This window comes from Microbacterium yannicii PS01, from assembly GCF_000304335.1.
GTDB lineage: Bacteria > Actinomycetota > Actinomycetes > Actinomycetales > Microbacteriaceae > Microbacterium > Microbacterium yannicii_A.
Window position 1 is genome coordinate 131,081 of sequence record NZ_CAJF01000002.1, and the last position, 15,000, is coordinate 146,080.

Annotated in this window: 14 protein-coding genes and 1 pseudogene; 2 read left to right on the forward strand and 13 right to left on the reverse strand. The window is 70.4% G+C overall.

The genetic code is table 11. The annotated features are described in order from the left end of the window. Positions 1 to 16 precede the first annotated feature (16 nt). Positions 17 to 844: a translation elongation factor Ts gene (tsf, locus tag WYM_RS01905; RefSeq protein WP_019179130.1), complete on the reverse strand. Its 828-nt coding sequence runs from the start codon at positions 842 to 844 to the stop codon at positions 17 to 19. 87 nt (positions 845 to 931) lie between these two features. Beyond that, positions 932 to 1,945 carry a 30S ribosomal protein S2 gene (gene rpsB, locus WYM_RS01910; RefSeq protein ID WP_019179131.1) on the reverse strand — a complete coding sequence of 338 codons (1,014 nt, stop codon included), beginning with the start codon at positions 1,943 to 1,945 and terminating at the stop codon, positions 932 to 934. Between the two features lie 305 nt (positions 1,946 to 2,250). Here rpsB and WYM_RS01915 point away from each other — a divergent pair, with 305 nt between their 5' ends. Next, the gene (locus tag WYM_RS01915) at positions 2,251 to 2,814 is read left to right on the forward strand and encodes a murein hydrolase activator EnvC family protein (protein ID WP_237739272.1); all 564 of its coding nucleotides are present in this window, start codon (positions 2,251 to 2,253) and stop codon (positions 2,812 to 2,814) included. A gap of 3 nt (positions 2,815 to 2,817) precedes the next feature. On the opposite strand, the gene WYM_RS01920 is transcribed toward WYM_RS01915, so the two are convergent. From WYM_RS01920 to WYM_RS01960, 9 genes and pseudogenes are all read right to left on the reverse strand, one after another. Next, positions 2,818 to 3,723 carry a tyrosine recombinase XerC gene (locus WYM_RS01920; protein ID WP_019179133.1) on the reverse strand — a complete coding sequence of 302 codons (906 nt, stop codon included), beginning with the start codon at positions 3,721 to 3,723 and terminating at the stop codon, positions 2,818 to 2,820. A 75-nt stretch (positions 3,724 to 3,798) separates the two neighbouring features. Next, positions 3,799 to 5,001: a DNA-processing protein DprA gene (gene dprA, locus WYM_RS01925; protein ID WP_019179134.1), complete on the reverse strand. Its 1,203-nt coding sequence runs from the start codon at positions 4,999 to 5,001 to the stop codon at positions 3,799 to 3,801. Beyond that, a pseudogene (locus WYM_RS18980) lies at positions 4,998 to 6,523 on the reverse strand (YifB family Mg chelatase-like AAA ATPase). Before WYM_RS18980 ends, dprA begins: the two are co-directional and overlap by 4 nt. After that, complete coding sequence (locus WYM_RS01935) at positions 6,520 to 6,888, reverse strand: YraN family protein (protein ID WP_019179135.1); 369 nt, start codon at positions 6,886 to 6,888, stop codon at positions 6,520 to 6,522. Before WYM_RS01935 ends, WYM_RS18980 begins: the two are co-directional and overlap by 4 nt. Positions 6,889 to 7,001: 113 nt before the next feature. Beyond that, on the reverse strand, positions 7,002 to 7,325 hold the full coding sequence (locus WYM_RS01940; RefSeq protein ID WP_019179136.1) for a DUF2469 family protein: 324 nt from the start codon (positions 7,323 to 7,325) through the stop codon (positions 7,002 to 7,004). Positions 7,326 to 7,385: 60 nt separating this feature from the next. After that, positions 7,386 to 8,045, reverse strand: a complete 660-nt coding sequence (locus WYM_RS01945; protein ID WP_019179137.1) for a ribonuclease HII — start codon at positions 8,043 to 8,045, stop codon at positions 7,386 to 7,388. Continuing rightward, positions 8,042 to 8,839 carry a signal peptidase I gene (gene lepB, locus WYM_RS01950; RefSeq protein WP_019179138.1) on the reverse strand — a complete coding sequence of 266 codons (798 nt, stop codon included), beginning with the start codon at positions 8,837 to 8,839 and terminating at the stop codon, positions 8,042 to 8,044. The genes WYM_RS01945 and lepB overlap by 4 nt, the downstream gene beginning before the upstream one ends. 158 nt (positions 8,840 to 8,997) lie before the next feature. Next, positions 8,998 to 9,345, reverse strand: coding sequence for a 50S ribosomal protein L19 (rplS, locus tag WYM_RS01955; RefSeq protein WP_019179139.1), 348 nt, complete (start codon positions 9,343 to 9,345; stop codon positions 8,998 to 9,000). 170 nt (positions 9,346 to 9,515) lie between these two features. Continuing rightward, entirely contained in the window at positions 9,516 to 10,010 is a 495-nt protein-coding gene (locus tag WYM_RS01960) for a hypothetical protein (RefSeq protein WP_019179140.1), read from the reverse strand. A gap of 118 nt (positions 10,011 to 10,128) precedes the next feature. On the opposite strand from WYM_RS01960, the gene map reads away from it, so the two are divergent. Then, positions 10,129 to 10,911, forward strand: coding sequence for a type I methionyl aminopeptidase (gene map, locus WYM_RS01965; RefSeq protein WP_019179141.1), 783 nt, complete (start codon positions 10,129 to 10,131; stop codon positions 10,909 to 10,911). Here map and treZ read toward each other — a convergent pair whose 3' ends face one another. Together treZ and treY are read right to left on the reverse strand one after the other, a co-directional pair. Next, positions 10,912 to 12,639, reverse strand: coding sequence for a malto-oligosyltrehalose trehalohydrolase (gene treZ / locus WYM_RS01970; protein WP_019179142.1), 1,728 nt, complete (start codon positions 12,637 to 12,639; stop codon positions 10,912 to 10,914). Next, the gene (gene treY, locus WYM_RS01975; protein ID WP_019179143.1) at positions 12,636 to 14,987 is read right to left on the reverse strand and encodes a malto-oligosyltrehalose synthase; all 2,352 of its coding nucleotides are present in this window, start codon (positions 14,985 to 14,987) and stop codon (positions 12,636 to 12,638) included. Before treY ends, treZ begins: the two co-directional genes overlap by 4 nt. Positions 14,988 to 15,000 lie beyond the last annotated feature (13 nt).

Below are 15,000 nucleotides of genomic sequence, written 5' to 3' on the forward strand. Positions count from 1 at the left end.
GGGCCTCTTCAGCGGGTCAGGCGCCGACCTTGAAGCGGGCGAAGCCCGTCAGGGTGAGACCGGCGTCCTTGGCGACCTGGGCGACGGACTGCTTGTTGTCCTTCGCGTAGTCCTGATCGAGAAGCGAGACCTGCTTGAAGAACGCGTTGACGCGTCCCTCGACGATCTTCGGAAGAGCCGCCTCGGGCTTGCCCTCGTTGCGCGAGATCTCGGTGACGATCTCCCGCTCCTTCTCGACCTCGGCCTCGGGGACCTCGTCGCGCGTCAGGTACGACGGGTTCGCGAACGAGATGTGCTGCGCGAGGCTGCGAGCCGTCTCGGCGTCGTCGCCCGAATAGGCGAGGACGACACCGACCTGTGGGGGAAGGTCCTTGCTCGTCTTGTGGAGGTAGACCTCGAACTTGTCGCCCGACAGCGTGCGCACACGACGCAGCTCGACCTTCTCGCCGATGATCGCGGCCTCGTCGTCGATCAGCTGAGCGACGGTCTGCGATTCGGCGGGCGCTGCGAGAGCGGCCTCCACCGAGTCGGCGGCGACGGCGGCTGCGGCATCCGCGACCTTGTCGGCCAGTGCGACGAAACGGTCGTTCTTCGCCACGAAGTCGGTCTCGCACGCGAGCTCGATCAGCGTGACCTTGCCCTCCGCCTCGCGAGCGGCCACGAGGCCCTCGCTCGTGGAGCGGTCGGCACGCTTGGCGTTGCCCTTCGCGCCCTTCAGGCGCAGGATCTCGACGGCCTTCTCGACGTCGCCGTCGGCCTCTTCGAGCGCCTTCTTCGTGTCGACCATGCCCGTGCCGAGCTGGTCCCGCAGGGCCTTGATGTCAGCGATCGTGAAGTTTGCCATGGGTGGCGGCTCCTTGATTGTGTGAGTTCGGGGGTGCCTCGGCGGGACCGCGGCGCGGCCCCGCCGAGGCGGTGCTGATGAAGAGCCTTACTTGGTGGCGTCAGATGCCTCGGCGGCATCGGTGACGTCGGCGACCGCGGACTCGGTGGCGTCGGCAGCAGCCTCGGCGTCACCGGCGGATGCCTCGGCCTCAGCCTCGGCGACGACGGCGGCGGAGTCGTCCGCGGCGGCGGAGTCGTCCGCGGCGGCGGCGATCGCCTCGTCGTGGGCGGCGGCGCCGGCAGCGTCGGCCTCGGTGGCCGTCGCGGCCTCGGAGACCTCGGCGTCACCGGTGACGGGAGTGCCCTGCTCGAGCAGCTCGCGCTCCCAGTCGGCCAGGGGCTCGGCGTCGGCGGTCTCGTCGGTGGGCTGGTGGCGCTGGATGAGACCCTCGGCGGCCGCGTCGGCGATGATGCGCGTGAGCAGGCTCACCGAGCGGATCGCGTCGTCGTTGCCGGGGATCGGGTACTGGAACTCGTCCGGGTCGGCGTTGGTGTCGAGGATGCCGATCACCGGGATGCCGAGCTTCGAGGCCTCGTCGATGGCGAGGTGCTCGCGCTTGGCATCGACGACCCAGATCGCCGACGGCGTCTTCTGGAGGTTGCGGATGCCGCCGAGCGACTTGTGCAGCTTGTCGAGCTCGCGCTTCTTGAGCAGGAGCTCCTTCTTGGTGAAGCCGCTCGCTGCCGGGTCGTCGAAGTTGAGCTCTTCGAGCTCCTTCATACGGGCCAGTCGCTTGGAAACCGTCGAGAAGTTGGTGAGGAGGCCGCCCAGCCAGCGCTGGTTGACGTACGGCTGGCCGACGCGCGTGGCCTGCTCGGCGATGACTTCCTGCGCCTGCTTCTTGGTGCCCACGAAGAGGACCGTGCCACCGTGGGCGACGGTCTCGCGGACGAACTCGTACGCCTTGTCGATGTACGCGAGCGACTGCTGCAGGTCGATGATGTGGATGCCGCTGCGCTCCGTGAGGATGAAGCGCTTGACTTTCGGGTTCCACCGGCGGGTCTGGTGCCCGAAGTGGACGCCGCTGTCGAGCAGCTGGCGAATGGTGACGACGGCCATGGCCGTTCTCCTGTTCCGGCGCCGGGGCGCCTCTTGCGGTTATGTTCGCGCCGGCCTGCGGCCGGCGAGCCTGGTGCCCGGCACACGCCCGCCTTCCAGGTCACGAGGACCGGCCGAAAGGACCGTTGGGAGTGGATGCCGCACTGCGAGATCGCAGCGCTGTGGGCACGCGGAGTCACTCCGACGAGCGGAGTGCGGGTCAAGTGTATCAGGACCGGCTCCTCCCCCGGCTGCCTGCGACGGCGTCCATCCACGGATGCGCGATCCGTCCTCCGGGCGGTCGACGCAGGCGCCAGGCTCGGCACGTGCGCTCTCGTCCAGCCCCGGTCACCGCTCGCCTTCGACCGGCCTCGGTGGCCGTCATGGTGGCCGTCGTGCTCGCCTGCCTGTTCAATCCCGCCACTTCTGCTGCCGGCGACGCCGCCGAGCCGGCGGCGCGCGCCGACGCGTCCGACACGGCGCCGTCGGGGTGGACGTGGCCGCTCCCGTCGTTCCGGCTCGATCGGCCGTTCGTCGCTCCACCACACGCGTACGGGCCGGGACACCGGGGCATCGACCTGCACGCCGTCGGCGCGCAGGACGTGCGCGCCCCGGCAGCGGGAGTCGTCGCGTTCTCGGGGCAGGTGGCCGGACGCGGCATCCTGACCATCGATCACGGCGACGGCCTCGTCACGACCCTGGAGCCCGTCGTCTCGGAGCTTGCACCGGGGACGGCGGTCGAGGCCGCGATGCCCGTGGGCACGATCGGCTTCGGCGGTCACGCCGCCTCGGGTGCGCTTCACTTCGGCGTCCGCCTTCACGGCGAGTACATCAACCCGATGCTGATGCTGGGCGACGTGCCCCGGGCGGTGCTGCTGCCGTGCTGCTGATGCTCAGGCGCGAGGATGCGCGAGCCGATAGGAGGCGGTCAGTCGTTCGCTCGAGACGTGCGTGTAGATCTGTGTCGTCCCCAGGCTGGCGTGACCGAGGATCTCCTGCACGGCGCGCAGGTCCGCACCGCCGTCGAGCAGGTGGGTCGCGGCGGAGTGACGCAGAGCGTGCGGCCCCACTGCGCCTCCGAGCTCCGGACCGAGTTCGCGCGAGACCAGGGCGTACACCGCGCGGGGCGCGATCCGCGCTCCGCGCACGCCGAGAAGGAGTGCGGGCTCGCCGTTCGCGCTGCTGCCCCGCGAAGCCAGGGCAGGTCTCCCCCGCACGAGGTAGGCCTCGACCGCCCGCAGCGCGGGAAGCCCGAACGGGACGACGCGCTCCTTCGCCCCCTTGCCGAGCACGCGCGCGGTGCGCCGCTGCGGGTCGATGTCGTCGACGTCCAGTCCGCACAGCTCCGATACGCGAACTGCGGAACCGTAGAGCAGTTCGAGGATCGCGTGATCGCGGAGAGCGACCGGATCGCCGCTCGCGGCGGAGGATGCGAGGCTTTCGAGGACGCTCGACAGCAGGTCCGCCGTCGCCACCTTGGGAAGGGTCCGCCCCCGCTTGGGTGCGACGAGCCGCAGGCTCGGGTCCTCGGAGATGACGCCGGTCTCGGTGGACCACGCGAAGAAGCCCCGGACGGCCGCAGTGCGCCGCGCGATGGTCGAGCGCGCGTCACCGGCCTGGACGGCCTTCCACAGCCAGTCGCGGAGCATCTCGAGGTCGACGACGGCCAGGTCCACGTCGCCGCATGACGCCACGAGACCGGAGAGGTCGCCGCGGTAGGCGCGCACCGTGGACGGCGACAGCCTGCGGACGTCCGTCAGGTGCCGTGCGTACCTCTCCGCCGCCTCGCCGATCCTCACCGGTCCAGCATGCTCCCCGCCTGCCCGCTCACGGTGGCGACCCTCCGGCCGGCGCGACAGCACGCTCGACCCTCGTCACCCTGCGCGGGGAACGGCGCGCCATCCGTCGGTCCCGCGCTGGACGGCGCCTTCGAGGTGGAGCAGCCCCAGCAGCGCCTCGGCGTCTTCGAGGGCGAGGCCCGCGCGGCGCGCGATATCGGCGGCGTGCCGCCACACACGGCCGCTCAGCGCGTCCCGTACACGCGTCGCGTCATCGGTCGCCGGCCGGCCCCGCCCATCCTGACTGCTTCCCACCGCGGCACTCGTCCGGGCCATGCCCAGCAGCTCCCGAACGTCCTGAGCGTCGGTGATGCACTCGGCCCCGAACTCACGGAGGAGGCGGTGCGATCCTGCCGAGGCCGCAGAGGTGACAGGTCCCGGCACGGCGCCGAGCTGGCGGGAGAGCGCCGCGGCATGGCCGGCGGTGTTGAGCGATCCGCTCCGCCATCCCGCTTCGACGACGACAGTCGCATCCGCGATCGCCGCGATCAACCTGTTGCGCTGCAGGAACCGCCACTTCGTGGGCGCCGAGGCGCACGGCACCTCACTCACGACCGCACCGTTCGCCGCGACGTCGTCGATGAGCCGGGTATGGCCGGCGGGATAGGCGCGATCCACGCCCCCCGCGAGCAGGGCGATCGTGAGTCCGCCCACGGCCATCGCAGCCCGGTGCGCTGCGCCGTCTATGCCGTAGGCGCCTCCGGAGACGATCGGGATACCGCCGCCCGCGAGATCGGCTGCGAGCTCCATGGCGACATGGTCGCCGTACGGGGTCGCAGCTCGTGCCCCCACGATGGCCACCGAGGGGCGCAGCCGGATCAGCGCCGTGACGTCGCCGCGTACCCACAGGCACAGCGGCGCGTGAGGACCGAGATCGTCGAGCTGATCGGGCCACGCCGCGTCGGCCGGGGTGACGAGGGTGACCCCGCGTGCACCGGCGATGCGCAGGGCATCGGTCACGGGCCGCGCGCCGAGGCGCGGCAGCCACCTCTTGCGCGCGTCCGCCAGCTCGCGCGGCGTGAGTTCGTGAACCGGAGCAGCCGTAACGAGCGCTGCGAGACCGGCGGCCGCACCGCGTGACGCGATCAGCTTCCCCGCGGCCGAATCGCCGGGCTCGGTGAGGTGGCACCAGACGACCGTGGCGTATCGGTCAGCGGCGGCCTGGTCGTCCACAGGAGGCTCCTCGACGATCGCGAGCGCGTGGCGCGCTGCCGTCGGCGAGAGGTCGAGATCAGTCACAGCGCGATCCCCTTCTTGAGATAGAGCGCACGCCCGATGTGGTCGGCGCCGAGCTGAGGCGGCCCTCGAGGTCTGCCAGCGACCAGGCCACCCGGAGGACGCGGTCATAGCCGCGCAGCGTCAGTGCGCCGCGGTGCAGGGCGGCGTCCAGCGGGCGCCGCACCACCGGCGCGGGCGCGGTCGGACCCTCGCGCAGCCACGTGCCCGGCACATCGGCGTTCAGGCGCCACGGCGTGCCGGCGAGCCGCCTCGCCGTACGGCCACGCGCCTCGGCTACGCGCTCGCGCGCCACCGCTGTCGACGTCGTCGACGCCCGCTCGTCGCGGTGCGCGACGGAGACCCTGGCCAGCGTCAGCTCGATGTCCATGCGGTCCAGCAGCGGACCCGACAGCCGGCCGAGGTAGCGCCGGATGGCAGACGGCGGGCAGGTGCAGGTGCCGCCGCGAATGCCGTAGTCCCCGCACGGGCAGGGGTTGGTGGCGAGGACCAGCTGGAACCGTGCCGGATACTGCGCCGTCGCGCCGGAGCGGTGGATCGTGATCGATCCGGTCTCGAGCGGCTGACGCAGCGCATCGAGGGCGCTGGCCTGGAACTCCCCCGCCTCGTCGAGGAAGAGCACGCCCTCGCTCGCCCGGGCGATCGCGCCCGGCCGTACGAGGCGCGACCCGCCGCCCACGAGGGCCGCCACGCTCGCACTGTGATGCGGCGCCTCGAACGGCGGCGTGCGCGTGAGCTCCATGACCCGCGCGCCGCTGAGGCTGCGGATCGACGCGCTGGTCAGCGCTGCGCGATCATCCAGCGGCGGGAGGATGCCCGGAAGGCGGCGTGCGAGCATCGTCTTGCCTGCACCGGGTGGCCCGCACATGACGAGGTGGTGACCCCCGGCGGCTGCGACGACGAGCGCCTCGACGGCGTCCCGCTGTCCGATGACCTCGGCCAGGTCCAGCGGCTCCTCGATGGGGTTCCCATCGTCGGGGAGCGTCACCGGCTCGTCGTCGGGCACGTCGACGTCGCCGCCGTGCCAGGCGACCACTTCGGCGAGATTGGTCGCCGCGAGCACCTCGACGTCGTCGACCAGGCGCGCCTCTGGTCCGTTGGCGTGAGGCACCACCACGCGGCGATGCCCGGCACGACGCGCCGCGACGACGGCGGGAAGGATGCCGGGGATCGGGCGCAACCGTCCGTCGAGCCCCAGTTCGCCCAGATGCACCGCCGTCGAGATGGAAGCGACATCCATCGCGGTCTCTGTCGCCAGCGACGCCATGGCGATCGCGACATCGAAGCCCGATCCCTGCTTGGGCAGGCTCGCGGGCGAGAGGTTTACCGTCAGCCGGCGGCGAGGCAGGGGGACGCCGCTGTTCGCGCAGGCGTTGTGCACGCGCCGGACGGCCTCGTTGAGGGCTTTGTCCGGCAGCCCGATGATGCGGAACTCCGGCGTCTGATTCGACAGATCCGCCTCGACCTCGACGCATTCGCCCTCGGCGCCGACGAGCGCGACTGACCACGTCCGCGCGACGCTCATGGCACCTCCAAGTCGACGAGGTGCTCGAGGCGTGCGATCCCGGGCTCGGAGCCGATCAGGCCGATCGCGTCGATCCGGAGCCGGCGCCCCTGCATGGCGTCGCGGTGCCTGCTCGCCCACTCGACCGCCAGCCGCCAGAGCCGGGCGCGCTTGCGGGCGTCGATCGCCTCGAAGGGGTGGCCGAACGCCTCACCGCGCCGCGTCTTGACCTCGACGACCACCACCGTCGCGCCGTCGTCGACGACGAGATCGAGCTCGCCCGTCCGGCACCGCCAGTTGCGCGCGAGGACCGTGAATCCCTGCTGCTCCAGGTACCGCGCCGCGCGATCCTCACCGGCGCGTCCGAACGCGTCTTTGTCTGCCATTCAGGCATCGTGGCGCGCCGGGGCACCTCCGCGGACGCCGGGAGGCGGCATCCGTTCACTCGTCGACGGAATGCCCGAAACGGCGCCTCTGGGGAGGAGGCGGTGCCGGGGCGTCAGCTGTCGAGCGAGAGCTCCTCGGGAAGGTGGAAGTCGCGGCGCGAGAGCTCTTCGACGTTCACGTCCTTGAAGGTGAGGACCCGCACCGACTTGACGAAGCGGTCCGCGCGGTAGATGTCCCACACCCAGACATCGGACATCGAGATCTCGAAGTAGAAGTCATGCTCGGTGTCGCGGCGCACCACGTTCACCTCGTTGGCGAGATAGAAGCGCCGCTCGGTCTCGATCACGTACTGGAACTGCGAGACGACGTCGCGGTACTCCCGGTACAGGGCGAGCTCGAGCTCACGGTCGTAGTCTTCGAAGACGTCGTCATCCATGGTGCTCCCATCCTATGGGGGCGCGGTGCGTCGGTCGGCGGTCTTCGCAGGCGGCGATGATCAGAACAGTGTGGGCGCGTCGGCGATCGACCACGAGGCGCGATGATGCGCGCTGATCCCGTGCGTGCGGATGGCCTCACGGTGATCGGGGCTCGCGTATCCCTTGTTCCGCGCCCAGTTGTAGGCGGGAAGCTCGTCGTGCAGATCGGTCATCAGGCTGTCGCGCGCCACCTTCGCGATGACGGATGCCGCGGCCGCTGAGGCGCAGTCCCGGTCCGCTTTGATGACCGGCCGCACGGTGAGGCCCCACCCGCCTGCGGGGGTGATGTAGTCGTAGTTGCCGTCGAGGATGACGATCGCCTCTTCGGCAACGACGCCGTGGGCGCGCAGGTCCGCCAGGGCGCGGATCGAGGCGAGCCCCAGCGCGCGGATGATGCCGATCTCGTCGATCTCGGCGGAGCTTGCCCAGCCCACGGCGCTGGCTGCCACCCACGAGGACGCGCGCGACGCGACGTCGGCGCGGCGCAGCTCGGGGACGAGCTTTGAGTCGCGCAGTCCCTGCGGGATCCGCTTGCGCGATCGCGGAGCATCGATCACCGCAGCGCCGACCGCGACGGGCCCCGCCAGGGCTCCGCGTCCCACTTCATCGCAGGCGATGACGAGTGCGTGCTCACGCAGGAGTCGACGCTCGAGCGTGAGCCGCGGCTCCGCGACGGTCACGGCGCGCCGTCCTCCGGCTCGGGCACCGCGGCCTCGGTCTCGGGAACGCCTGCGAACACCTCGTGGTGGAAGTCGACCACGCCGAATCGATCGAACGGCCAGGTCACGAGGAAGGCTCGGCCGACGACGTTCTCGACGGGGACGAAGCCCTTGCCCGGCTGATCGGTGTTGTACCGGGAGTCCTTCGAGCGGTAGCGGTTGTCGCCCAGCACCCAGAGACTCTCTTCCGGCACGACCACGTCGAAAGGATCTCCCGAGGCAGCGGTCTCACCCGCGGAGAGCTTGATGTAGCCCACCTCGTCGATCGGCACGCCGTTGATCGTGATCTGACCGAGGGCATTGCAGCACACCACGTGGTCGCCCGGCAGTCCGATGATGCGCTTGACGAGGTGGTCGTCGCTGTCGGGGGCGGCGAGGCCGACCAGGGACAGCACCCATTCGACGGCCTCGACGACCACAGGGCGTTCGGTGTCCGTGCTGGGCGGCAGCCATCCGCCCGGGTCCTGGAAGACGACGACGTCGCCGCGCTCGTACGCGCCGAAGCGGGGGGTGATCTCGTCGACGAGGATGCGGTCGTTGACGTGGAGCGTGTCCTCCATCGACCCCGACGGGATGTAGAAGGAACGGACAAGGAACGTCTTGACCAGGAACGAGACCAGGACCGCGATCAGCACGATCACGAGCACGTCGCGCAGGAACACCATCCAGCCGCGGCGGCGGGGCTGGATCGTCGCCTCTCCCCCGGTTCCGGGCGCGGGCGCCGCCTCGGCGGGTGCCGGCTTCTCGGTCGTCATGCGGGATCCTTCACCGGCGCGCCGCCGATCGGCGAGCCTGCCTTCAAGGGTCGCACATTCCGCACCCGATCGACGCCCGTCGGCGTGAGTCGGGCGAGCCGTGGGGCAGAAAGCACGAAGCCCCGGACCGCTCGGTCCGGGGCTTCGTGAGGGAAGCGTCAGTTGTCGCGCTTCTCCTTGATCTTCGCCTTCTTGCCGCGCAGGTTGCGGAGGTAGTAGAGCTTGGCGCGACGCACGTCACCGCGGGTCACGACCTCGATGTGGTCGATGACCGGGGAGTGCACCGGGAAGGTGCGCTCGACGCCGACCTGGAAGCTGATCTTGCGAACCGTGAAGGTCTCGCGCACACCGTCGCCCGAGCGGCCGAGGACGACGCCCTGGAAGACCTGGATACGGGAGCGGTTGCCCTCGGTGATGTTGACGTGCACCTTCACGGTGTCGCCGGGACCGAAGACCGGGATGTCGGAGCGGAGCGAGGCCGCATCGACGGCGTCGAGGATCTGCATGATCGTCTCTCTCTGCGGCCGCCACAGGTCGACCGCGGGAAGGTATGGAAAGGATGTCGTGTGCCCGATGTCATCGGCGCGTCGCCGGGTGAGCCGGTTCCCCTGAGGCAGAACCTGTCAGGGCACAAACAACCATTCTGCCATGGATGGCCCACCCCGCCAAAACGCCGTCAGGAGGAGGCGGGCGTCTGCCGTTCGGTGACGATGATCACGTCCGCCTCGGCAGGCTCGGCCTGCGCGGCGCGGGGCGGGATGTACGCCATGCCGTCCGCGGAGTGCATCAGCAGGCGCGACGGCTTCGCCTCGCTCCACAGCTGCCACAGCTCGAGCCAGAAGAGCGCGACGCCCACCAGGATGGCGAGCACCATGACCGGCGCCCACCAGGTCTCGTCGAAGAACCCGAGAGAGATCACCAGGGCATGCCACACCGCGAATCCGATGACGTCCCACCACGACACCGCCCGGTGAGCGCGCACGGTCCCCCGCGCGCGGACGAGCAGGGTGAGCAGCAGCTGCCACAGGAACACTCCGGGAATCGCGAGGAAAAGCACCCAGAGGAACGCCCAGCCGCCGGCGTTGAACACCGCCCAGCCGACGAGGAGCCACAGCGGCAGGAGGAAGGCGGCCGGGATGAGCCAGCCGAAGAATCCACGACGCAGCCACATGCCTCTGATGGTACGCCCGTCGGCGCCGCCGCGGGACGGATCAGCGCGGCGCGGAGCATCCTCACAGCCGGGTGCCCGGAGGTCCGACAGAATGGAGGGGAACCGAGAGGACTCCCCGATGATCGAGTTGCGCACACCTGCCGAGATCGAGGCGATGAAGCCCGCCGGGCGCTTCGTCGCCGAGGCGCTGGCGACCCTGCGCGACGAGACGAAAGTCGGCACCAATCTCCTCGCGATCGACCGACGGGCGCACGATCTGATTCGCAGAGCGGGTGCCGAGTCCTGCTACATCGACTACCACCCGTCGTTCGGCGCGAGTCCGTTCGGCAAGGTCATCTGCACCTCTGTGAATGACGCGGTGCTGCACGGTCTGCCCTTCGACTACACGCTGCGCGACGGTGACCTGGTGTCGCTCGACTTCGCCGTGTCGATCGACGGCTGGGTGGCCGACTCGGCGGTGTCCTTCGTCGTCGGAACCCCGCGCGACGAGGATCTCCGGCTCATCGACACCACGCAGCGGGCGCTGGATGCCGCGATCTCGGCAGCGACGACGGCGAACCGCATCGGCGACATCTCCGCGGCGATCGCGTCGATCGCCCACGCCGACGGCTACTCCATCAACACGGACTTCGGCGGGCACGGCGTCGGACGCGTCATGCACGGGGACCCCCACGTGCCCAACGACGGCAAGCCGGGCCGGGGCTACCCGCTCCGAGCCGGACTCGTCGTGGCGCTCGAGCCCTGGTTCCTGCAGACGACGGATCAGCTCATCACCGACCCGGATGGCTGGACGCTGCGCGCCGCCGACGGCTCGCGGGGCGCCCACTCGGAGCACACGGTCGCCATCACCGAGGCCGGCCCTGTCATCCTGACCGACCGGTCCTGGCTCGGCGTCGACTGATCAGGTCGAGCGCGCGCGAGTGACCACCGCCGAGCGCGGCGGCAGCGACAGCGAACCGCCGGCGCCCTGCGCGCGCTCGTCCGTGCGGAACAGCACCTCGCCGTCCGCAGGCAGCGCGACCTCCTCCGCGGCGAAGTTGACCAGCACTTCGATCGCACCGCGCCGCAGCCGGAACCACCGACGCTCCTCGTCGGCCTCCGCCGCGAGATGGCGGAAGTCGGGATCGTTCAGCTCGGGCACCGAACGGCGCAGCGCGATGAGGTCCCGGTACATCGCGTGGATCCGGGCGTGCACTCCGCTGCCGCTCTCGTCCCAGTTCAGCTTCGACCGCGAGAAGGTCTCCGGGTCCTGGGGATCGGGGACGACGGATTCGTCCCATCCCATCTTCTCGAACTCCGCCTTCCGGCCCTTCGCCGTCGCCTCGCCGAGTTCGGGCTCGGGGTGCGAGGTGAAGAACTGCCAGGGCGTCGAAGCCGCCCATTCCTCGCCCATGAAGAGCATCGGCGTGAACGGCGACAGCACCGTCAGCACGGCGGCGATCGCGAGGCCGCCCTCGTCGAGTGTCTGCGACAGCCGATCGCCTTCGGCACGGTTGCCGATCTGATCGTGGTCCTGGCTGAATGTCACGAGTCGCCAGGCTGCGAGTCGCGGGTCGATCGGATGGCCATGCTCGCGTCCGCGGAATGACGACCAGGTGCCGTCGTGGAAGAAGCCCTTGGTGGAGGTCTTGACCAGTGCCGAGAGCGAGGCGAAGTCGGCGTAGTAGCCCGAGACCTCGCCGGTGAGGGCGACGTGCAGGGCGTGATGGTAGTCGTCACTCCATTGCGCCGTGAGCCCGTATCCGTCCGCCTCGCGCGGAGTGATCAGGCGAGCGTCGTTCATGTCGGATTCGGCGATGAGGGTGAGCGGGCGTCCGAGGTGGGAGCTGAGGGCATCGACCGCCTCCGCGAGCTCCTGCAGCAAATGCGGTTCGCGGCTGTCTCGAAGCGCGTGGACGGCATCGAGCCGGAGCCCGTCCACGTGATGGTCCCTCAGCCACATCAGCGCGTTGTCGATGATGTAGCGTCGCACCTCGTCTTCGTCGAGGTCGATCGACGACCCCCACGTGTTCGCCTCCGCGTCGCGCAGGTACGGACCGAACTCGGGCAGATAATTCCCGCTCGGGCCGAGATGGTTGTAGACGACGTCCTGGATCACACCGAGTCCGGCCGCGTGGCACGCGTCGACGAAGCGCTGATAAGCCTCCGGGCCGCCGTACGCTTCGTGCACCGCGTACCAGAGCACGCCGTCATAGCCCCAATTGTGCACGCCGTTGAAGGCGTTCACCGGCAGCAGCTCCACGAAGTCGATGCCGAGGTCGACGAGGTGCTCGAGTCGCTCGGCGGCGGCATCCAGCGTCCCCTCCGGCGTGAACGTGCCGATGTGGAGTTCGTAGATCACCCCGCCCGCGAGCTGACGCCCGGTCCACGAGCCGTCGCTCCACACGAAAGAGGTGGGATCGTAGACCGCGCTCAAGGAGTGCACGCCGTCCGGCTGCCGACGCGACCGGGGGTCCGGACGAGCCGTGCCCGACTCGTCGAGAATGAACCCGTAGGCCTCGCCCTGCCGGAGCGTTATCGGGGCTCGCCACCAGCCCCCCTCTCCGGGGGTCATCGCGACGTCCGCACCACGGGCCGGTGCATGCAGCGAGACGCTCTGCGCGCGAGGCGCCCAGACTTCGGGGATCACGTGCGTTCCTTTCCCTTGACAAGAAGAGCGACGGGGTAGAGATCGAGCAGCTCCGCCAGACGGATCGGACCTGTGAACGTTCGACCGGTCAGGACGTCGGTGGCGCCGGCGCCGCTGCTGATGAGCACGGTGTCACCCCAGCTGGATCCGCTGGTGGATCCGCGGCGCGCGAGCCGCACCGGCAGTCGCGTGGCGACCGCGATCGCTCCGCCGCGGTCCACCGCGATCGCGTGCTCGGCGGCGTCGCCCACGACGGTTGCCGGCGCGTACCGGGTGAAGAGCTCCGGGCGGTCTCGTCGCGCTCGCAGCGCCCGCGCGGTGACCAGCAGCTTCGCGGCGCCGGTGCGGTCGACGACGGGTCGCTCCCCCGCGTCGATCCCCGCGAGGAGCCGGCGACGAAGGTCGAAGTCGACCGGCCGCCGGTTGTCGGGATCGACAAGGCTCTGCTCCCACAGTTCGCTCCCCTGGTAGACGTCCGGCACGCCCGGTCCCGTCAGCTGCAGAAGCTTCGCCGAGAGGGAGTTGGACCATCCGGCCGCCTCGATCTCGGCGACGAACGACTCCACGCGGGCCGCCGTCTCGGGAAGGTCGAACGCGGCATCGACCAGCGCGTGCATGCGCGCCTCGAACGCCTCGTCCGGGGCGAGCCACGACGTCGCGTCGCCCGCCTCCCGGGCCGCCTTCTCGGCGTAGGCGTGAAGCCGCTCCCGCGATGCCGGCCACGCGCCGATGATCGCCTGCCACAGCAGGGCATCGAACGGACCGTGCCCGGTGGTCGCGGCATCCGTCAGCTCGTCGAGCACCTCGGCCCAGCGATCGGGGATCTCGGCGAGAACGGCCAGCCGCGCGCGCACGTCCTCGCCCCTCTTGGTGTCGTGGGTCGACAGCGTCGTCATGGACGCCGGCCAGGCCGCCTGGCGCGACGCCTGCGCCGTATGGAACTCGCTCACCGACAGCGCGAACTGCGAAGGGTCGGCCCCGACCTCGGTCAGCGTGCCCAGACGCGTCGCCCGGTAGAAGGCGGTGTCTTCCACGCCCTTGGCCATGACCATGCCGCTCGTCTGCTGGAACCGGAGGGCAGCAGGATGCCGGGGGTCGGCGAGCATCGGCATGACGGCGTCGATCGCCTCGGCGAGATCCGGGCGGTGCCGGCGCGCCGCTGTGGCGGCTGCCTCCAGGTGCTCGGCGCCGGCGGGAAGATACGACCGATACACCGGAAAGCGCGCCAGCAGTTCGGTGAGGACGTCCTCCACGATGCTGTCGCCCTCGACGCCGGCGTCGCGCGCGAGCCGCCGCACCTCGGAGTGCAGGATGCCCTCCGAGATCGCGCGCTTGGTCCCCGCGATCAGCTCCTCCCAGGGCTGGGCCGCGGACACTCCGGTCTTCGCCCGCAGCCGCGCATCCAGTGCATCCAGAACTGTCTCGCCGTCGGGATCGATGAGGACGCGATCGATCTCGGCCAGCGCGTCGTAGCCGGTCGTCCCCTCGGCGGCGAAGAACGCCGGCAGGGCCTCGCCGCGCTCGAGGATCTTCTCCACGAGCACGTAACGACCGCCGGTCAGCTCTTTCAGCCGCTCCAGGTACTCTCCTGGCGCACGGAGCCCGTCGGGGTGGTCCACGCGCAGTCCGTCGGCCAGCTCGTTCTCGAACCACCGCCGCACCTCGGCGTGCGCCTCGTCGAACACCGCGGGGTCCTCCACGCGCACGGCGGCGAGGGACGAGACGCCGAAGAAGCGCCGGTAGTTGAGGTCGGACGCCTCCCGGCGCCAGTTCATCAGCTCGTAGTGCTGCCGGCCGTGCACGGCCAGCACGTCGTCTTCGCCGGCCCCATGGCCTGCGCCGGATCCCGGGGCGAGGGGGAACCGGTGGTCGTAGTAGCGCAGCTCGCCGTCCTCGACGCGGAGTGCACCCGAAGCCGCGGCATCCGCGATGTCTTCTCCCAGCACCGGCAGCCGCACCTTGTCGCCGCCGAACGCCCAGTCGATGTCGAACTTCGAAGCGTGGCGCGAGGCGCGCCCGTGTGTGAGCACATCCCACCACCACGGGTTCTCGTCGGCCCGGGCGACACCGACGTGGTTGGGAACGATGTCGATCAGGATGCCGAGGCCCGCCGCGCGGAACGCGCGGGCTGCGCGCTCGAGCCCTTCCGGACCGCCGCGCGACGAGTCCACCCGGGTCGGGTCGACGACGTCGTAGCCGTGGTCCGACCCCTCTGACGCCGCCAGAAGGGGGGAGAGGTAGACCCAGTCGACCCCGAGATCACGCAGATAGTCGCTCAGAGCGGCGGCATCATGCAGTGTGAAGCCCGGGCGCACCTGCAGCCGGTACGTGGACGTGGGGTGACTCATGATCGTTTCCGCC

What these genes read in the sequence shown, in the direction of transcription:
- tsf (WP_019179130.1), bottom strand. Translation starts at nt 844, where the DNA reads ATGGCAAACTTCACGATCGCTGACATCAAGGCCCTGCGGGACCAGCTC.
- rpsB (WP_019179131.1), bottom strand. Translation starts at nt 1,945, where the DNA reads ATGGCCGTCGTCACCATTCGCCAGCTGCTCGACAGCGGCGTCCACTTC.
- WYM_RS01935 (WP_019179135.1), bottom strand. Translation starts at nt 6,888, where the DNA reads ATGGCAGACAAAGACGCGTTCGGACGCGCCGGTGAGGATCGCGCGGCG.
- WYM_RS01940 (WP_019179136.1), bottom strand. Translation starts at nt 7,325, where the DNA reads ATGGATGACGACGTCTTCGAAGACTACGACCGTGAGCTCGAGCTCGCC.
- lepB (WP_019179138.1), bottom strand. Translation starts at nt 8,839, where the DNA reads ATGACGACCGAGAAGCCGGCACCCGCCGAGGCGGCGCCCGCGCCCGGA.
- rplS (WP_019179139.1), bottom strand. Translation starts at nt 9,345, where the DNA reads ATGCAGATCCTCGACGCCGTCGATGCGGCCTCGCTCCGCTCCGACATC.
- WYM_RS01960 (WP_019179140.1), bottom strand. Translation starts at nt 10,010, where the DNA reads ATGTGGCTGCGTCGTGGATTCTTCGGCTGGCTCATCCCGGCCGCCTTC.
- map (WP_019179141.1), top strand. Translation starts at nt 10,129, where the DNA reads ATGATCGAGTTGCGCACACCTGCCGAGATCGAGGCGATGAAGCCCGCC.
- treY (WP_019179143.1), bottom strand. Translation starts at nt 14,987, where the DNA reads ATGAGTCACCCCACGTCCACGTACCGGCTGCAGGTGCGCCCGGGCTTC.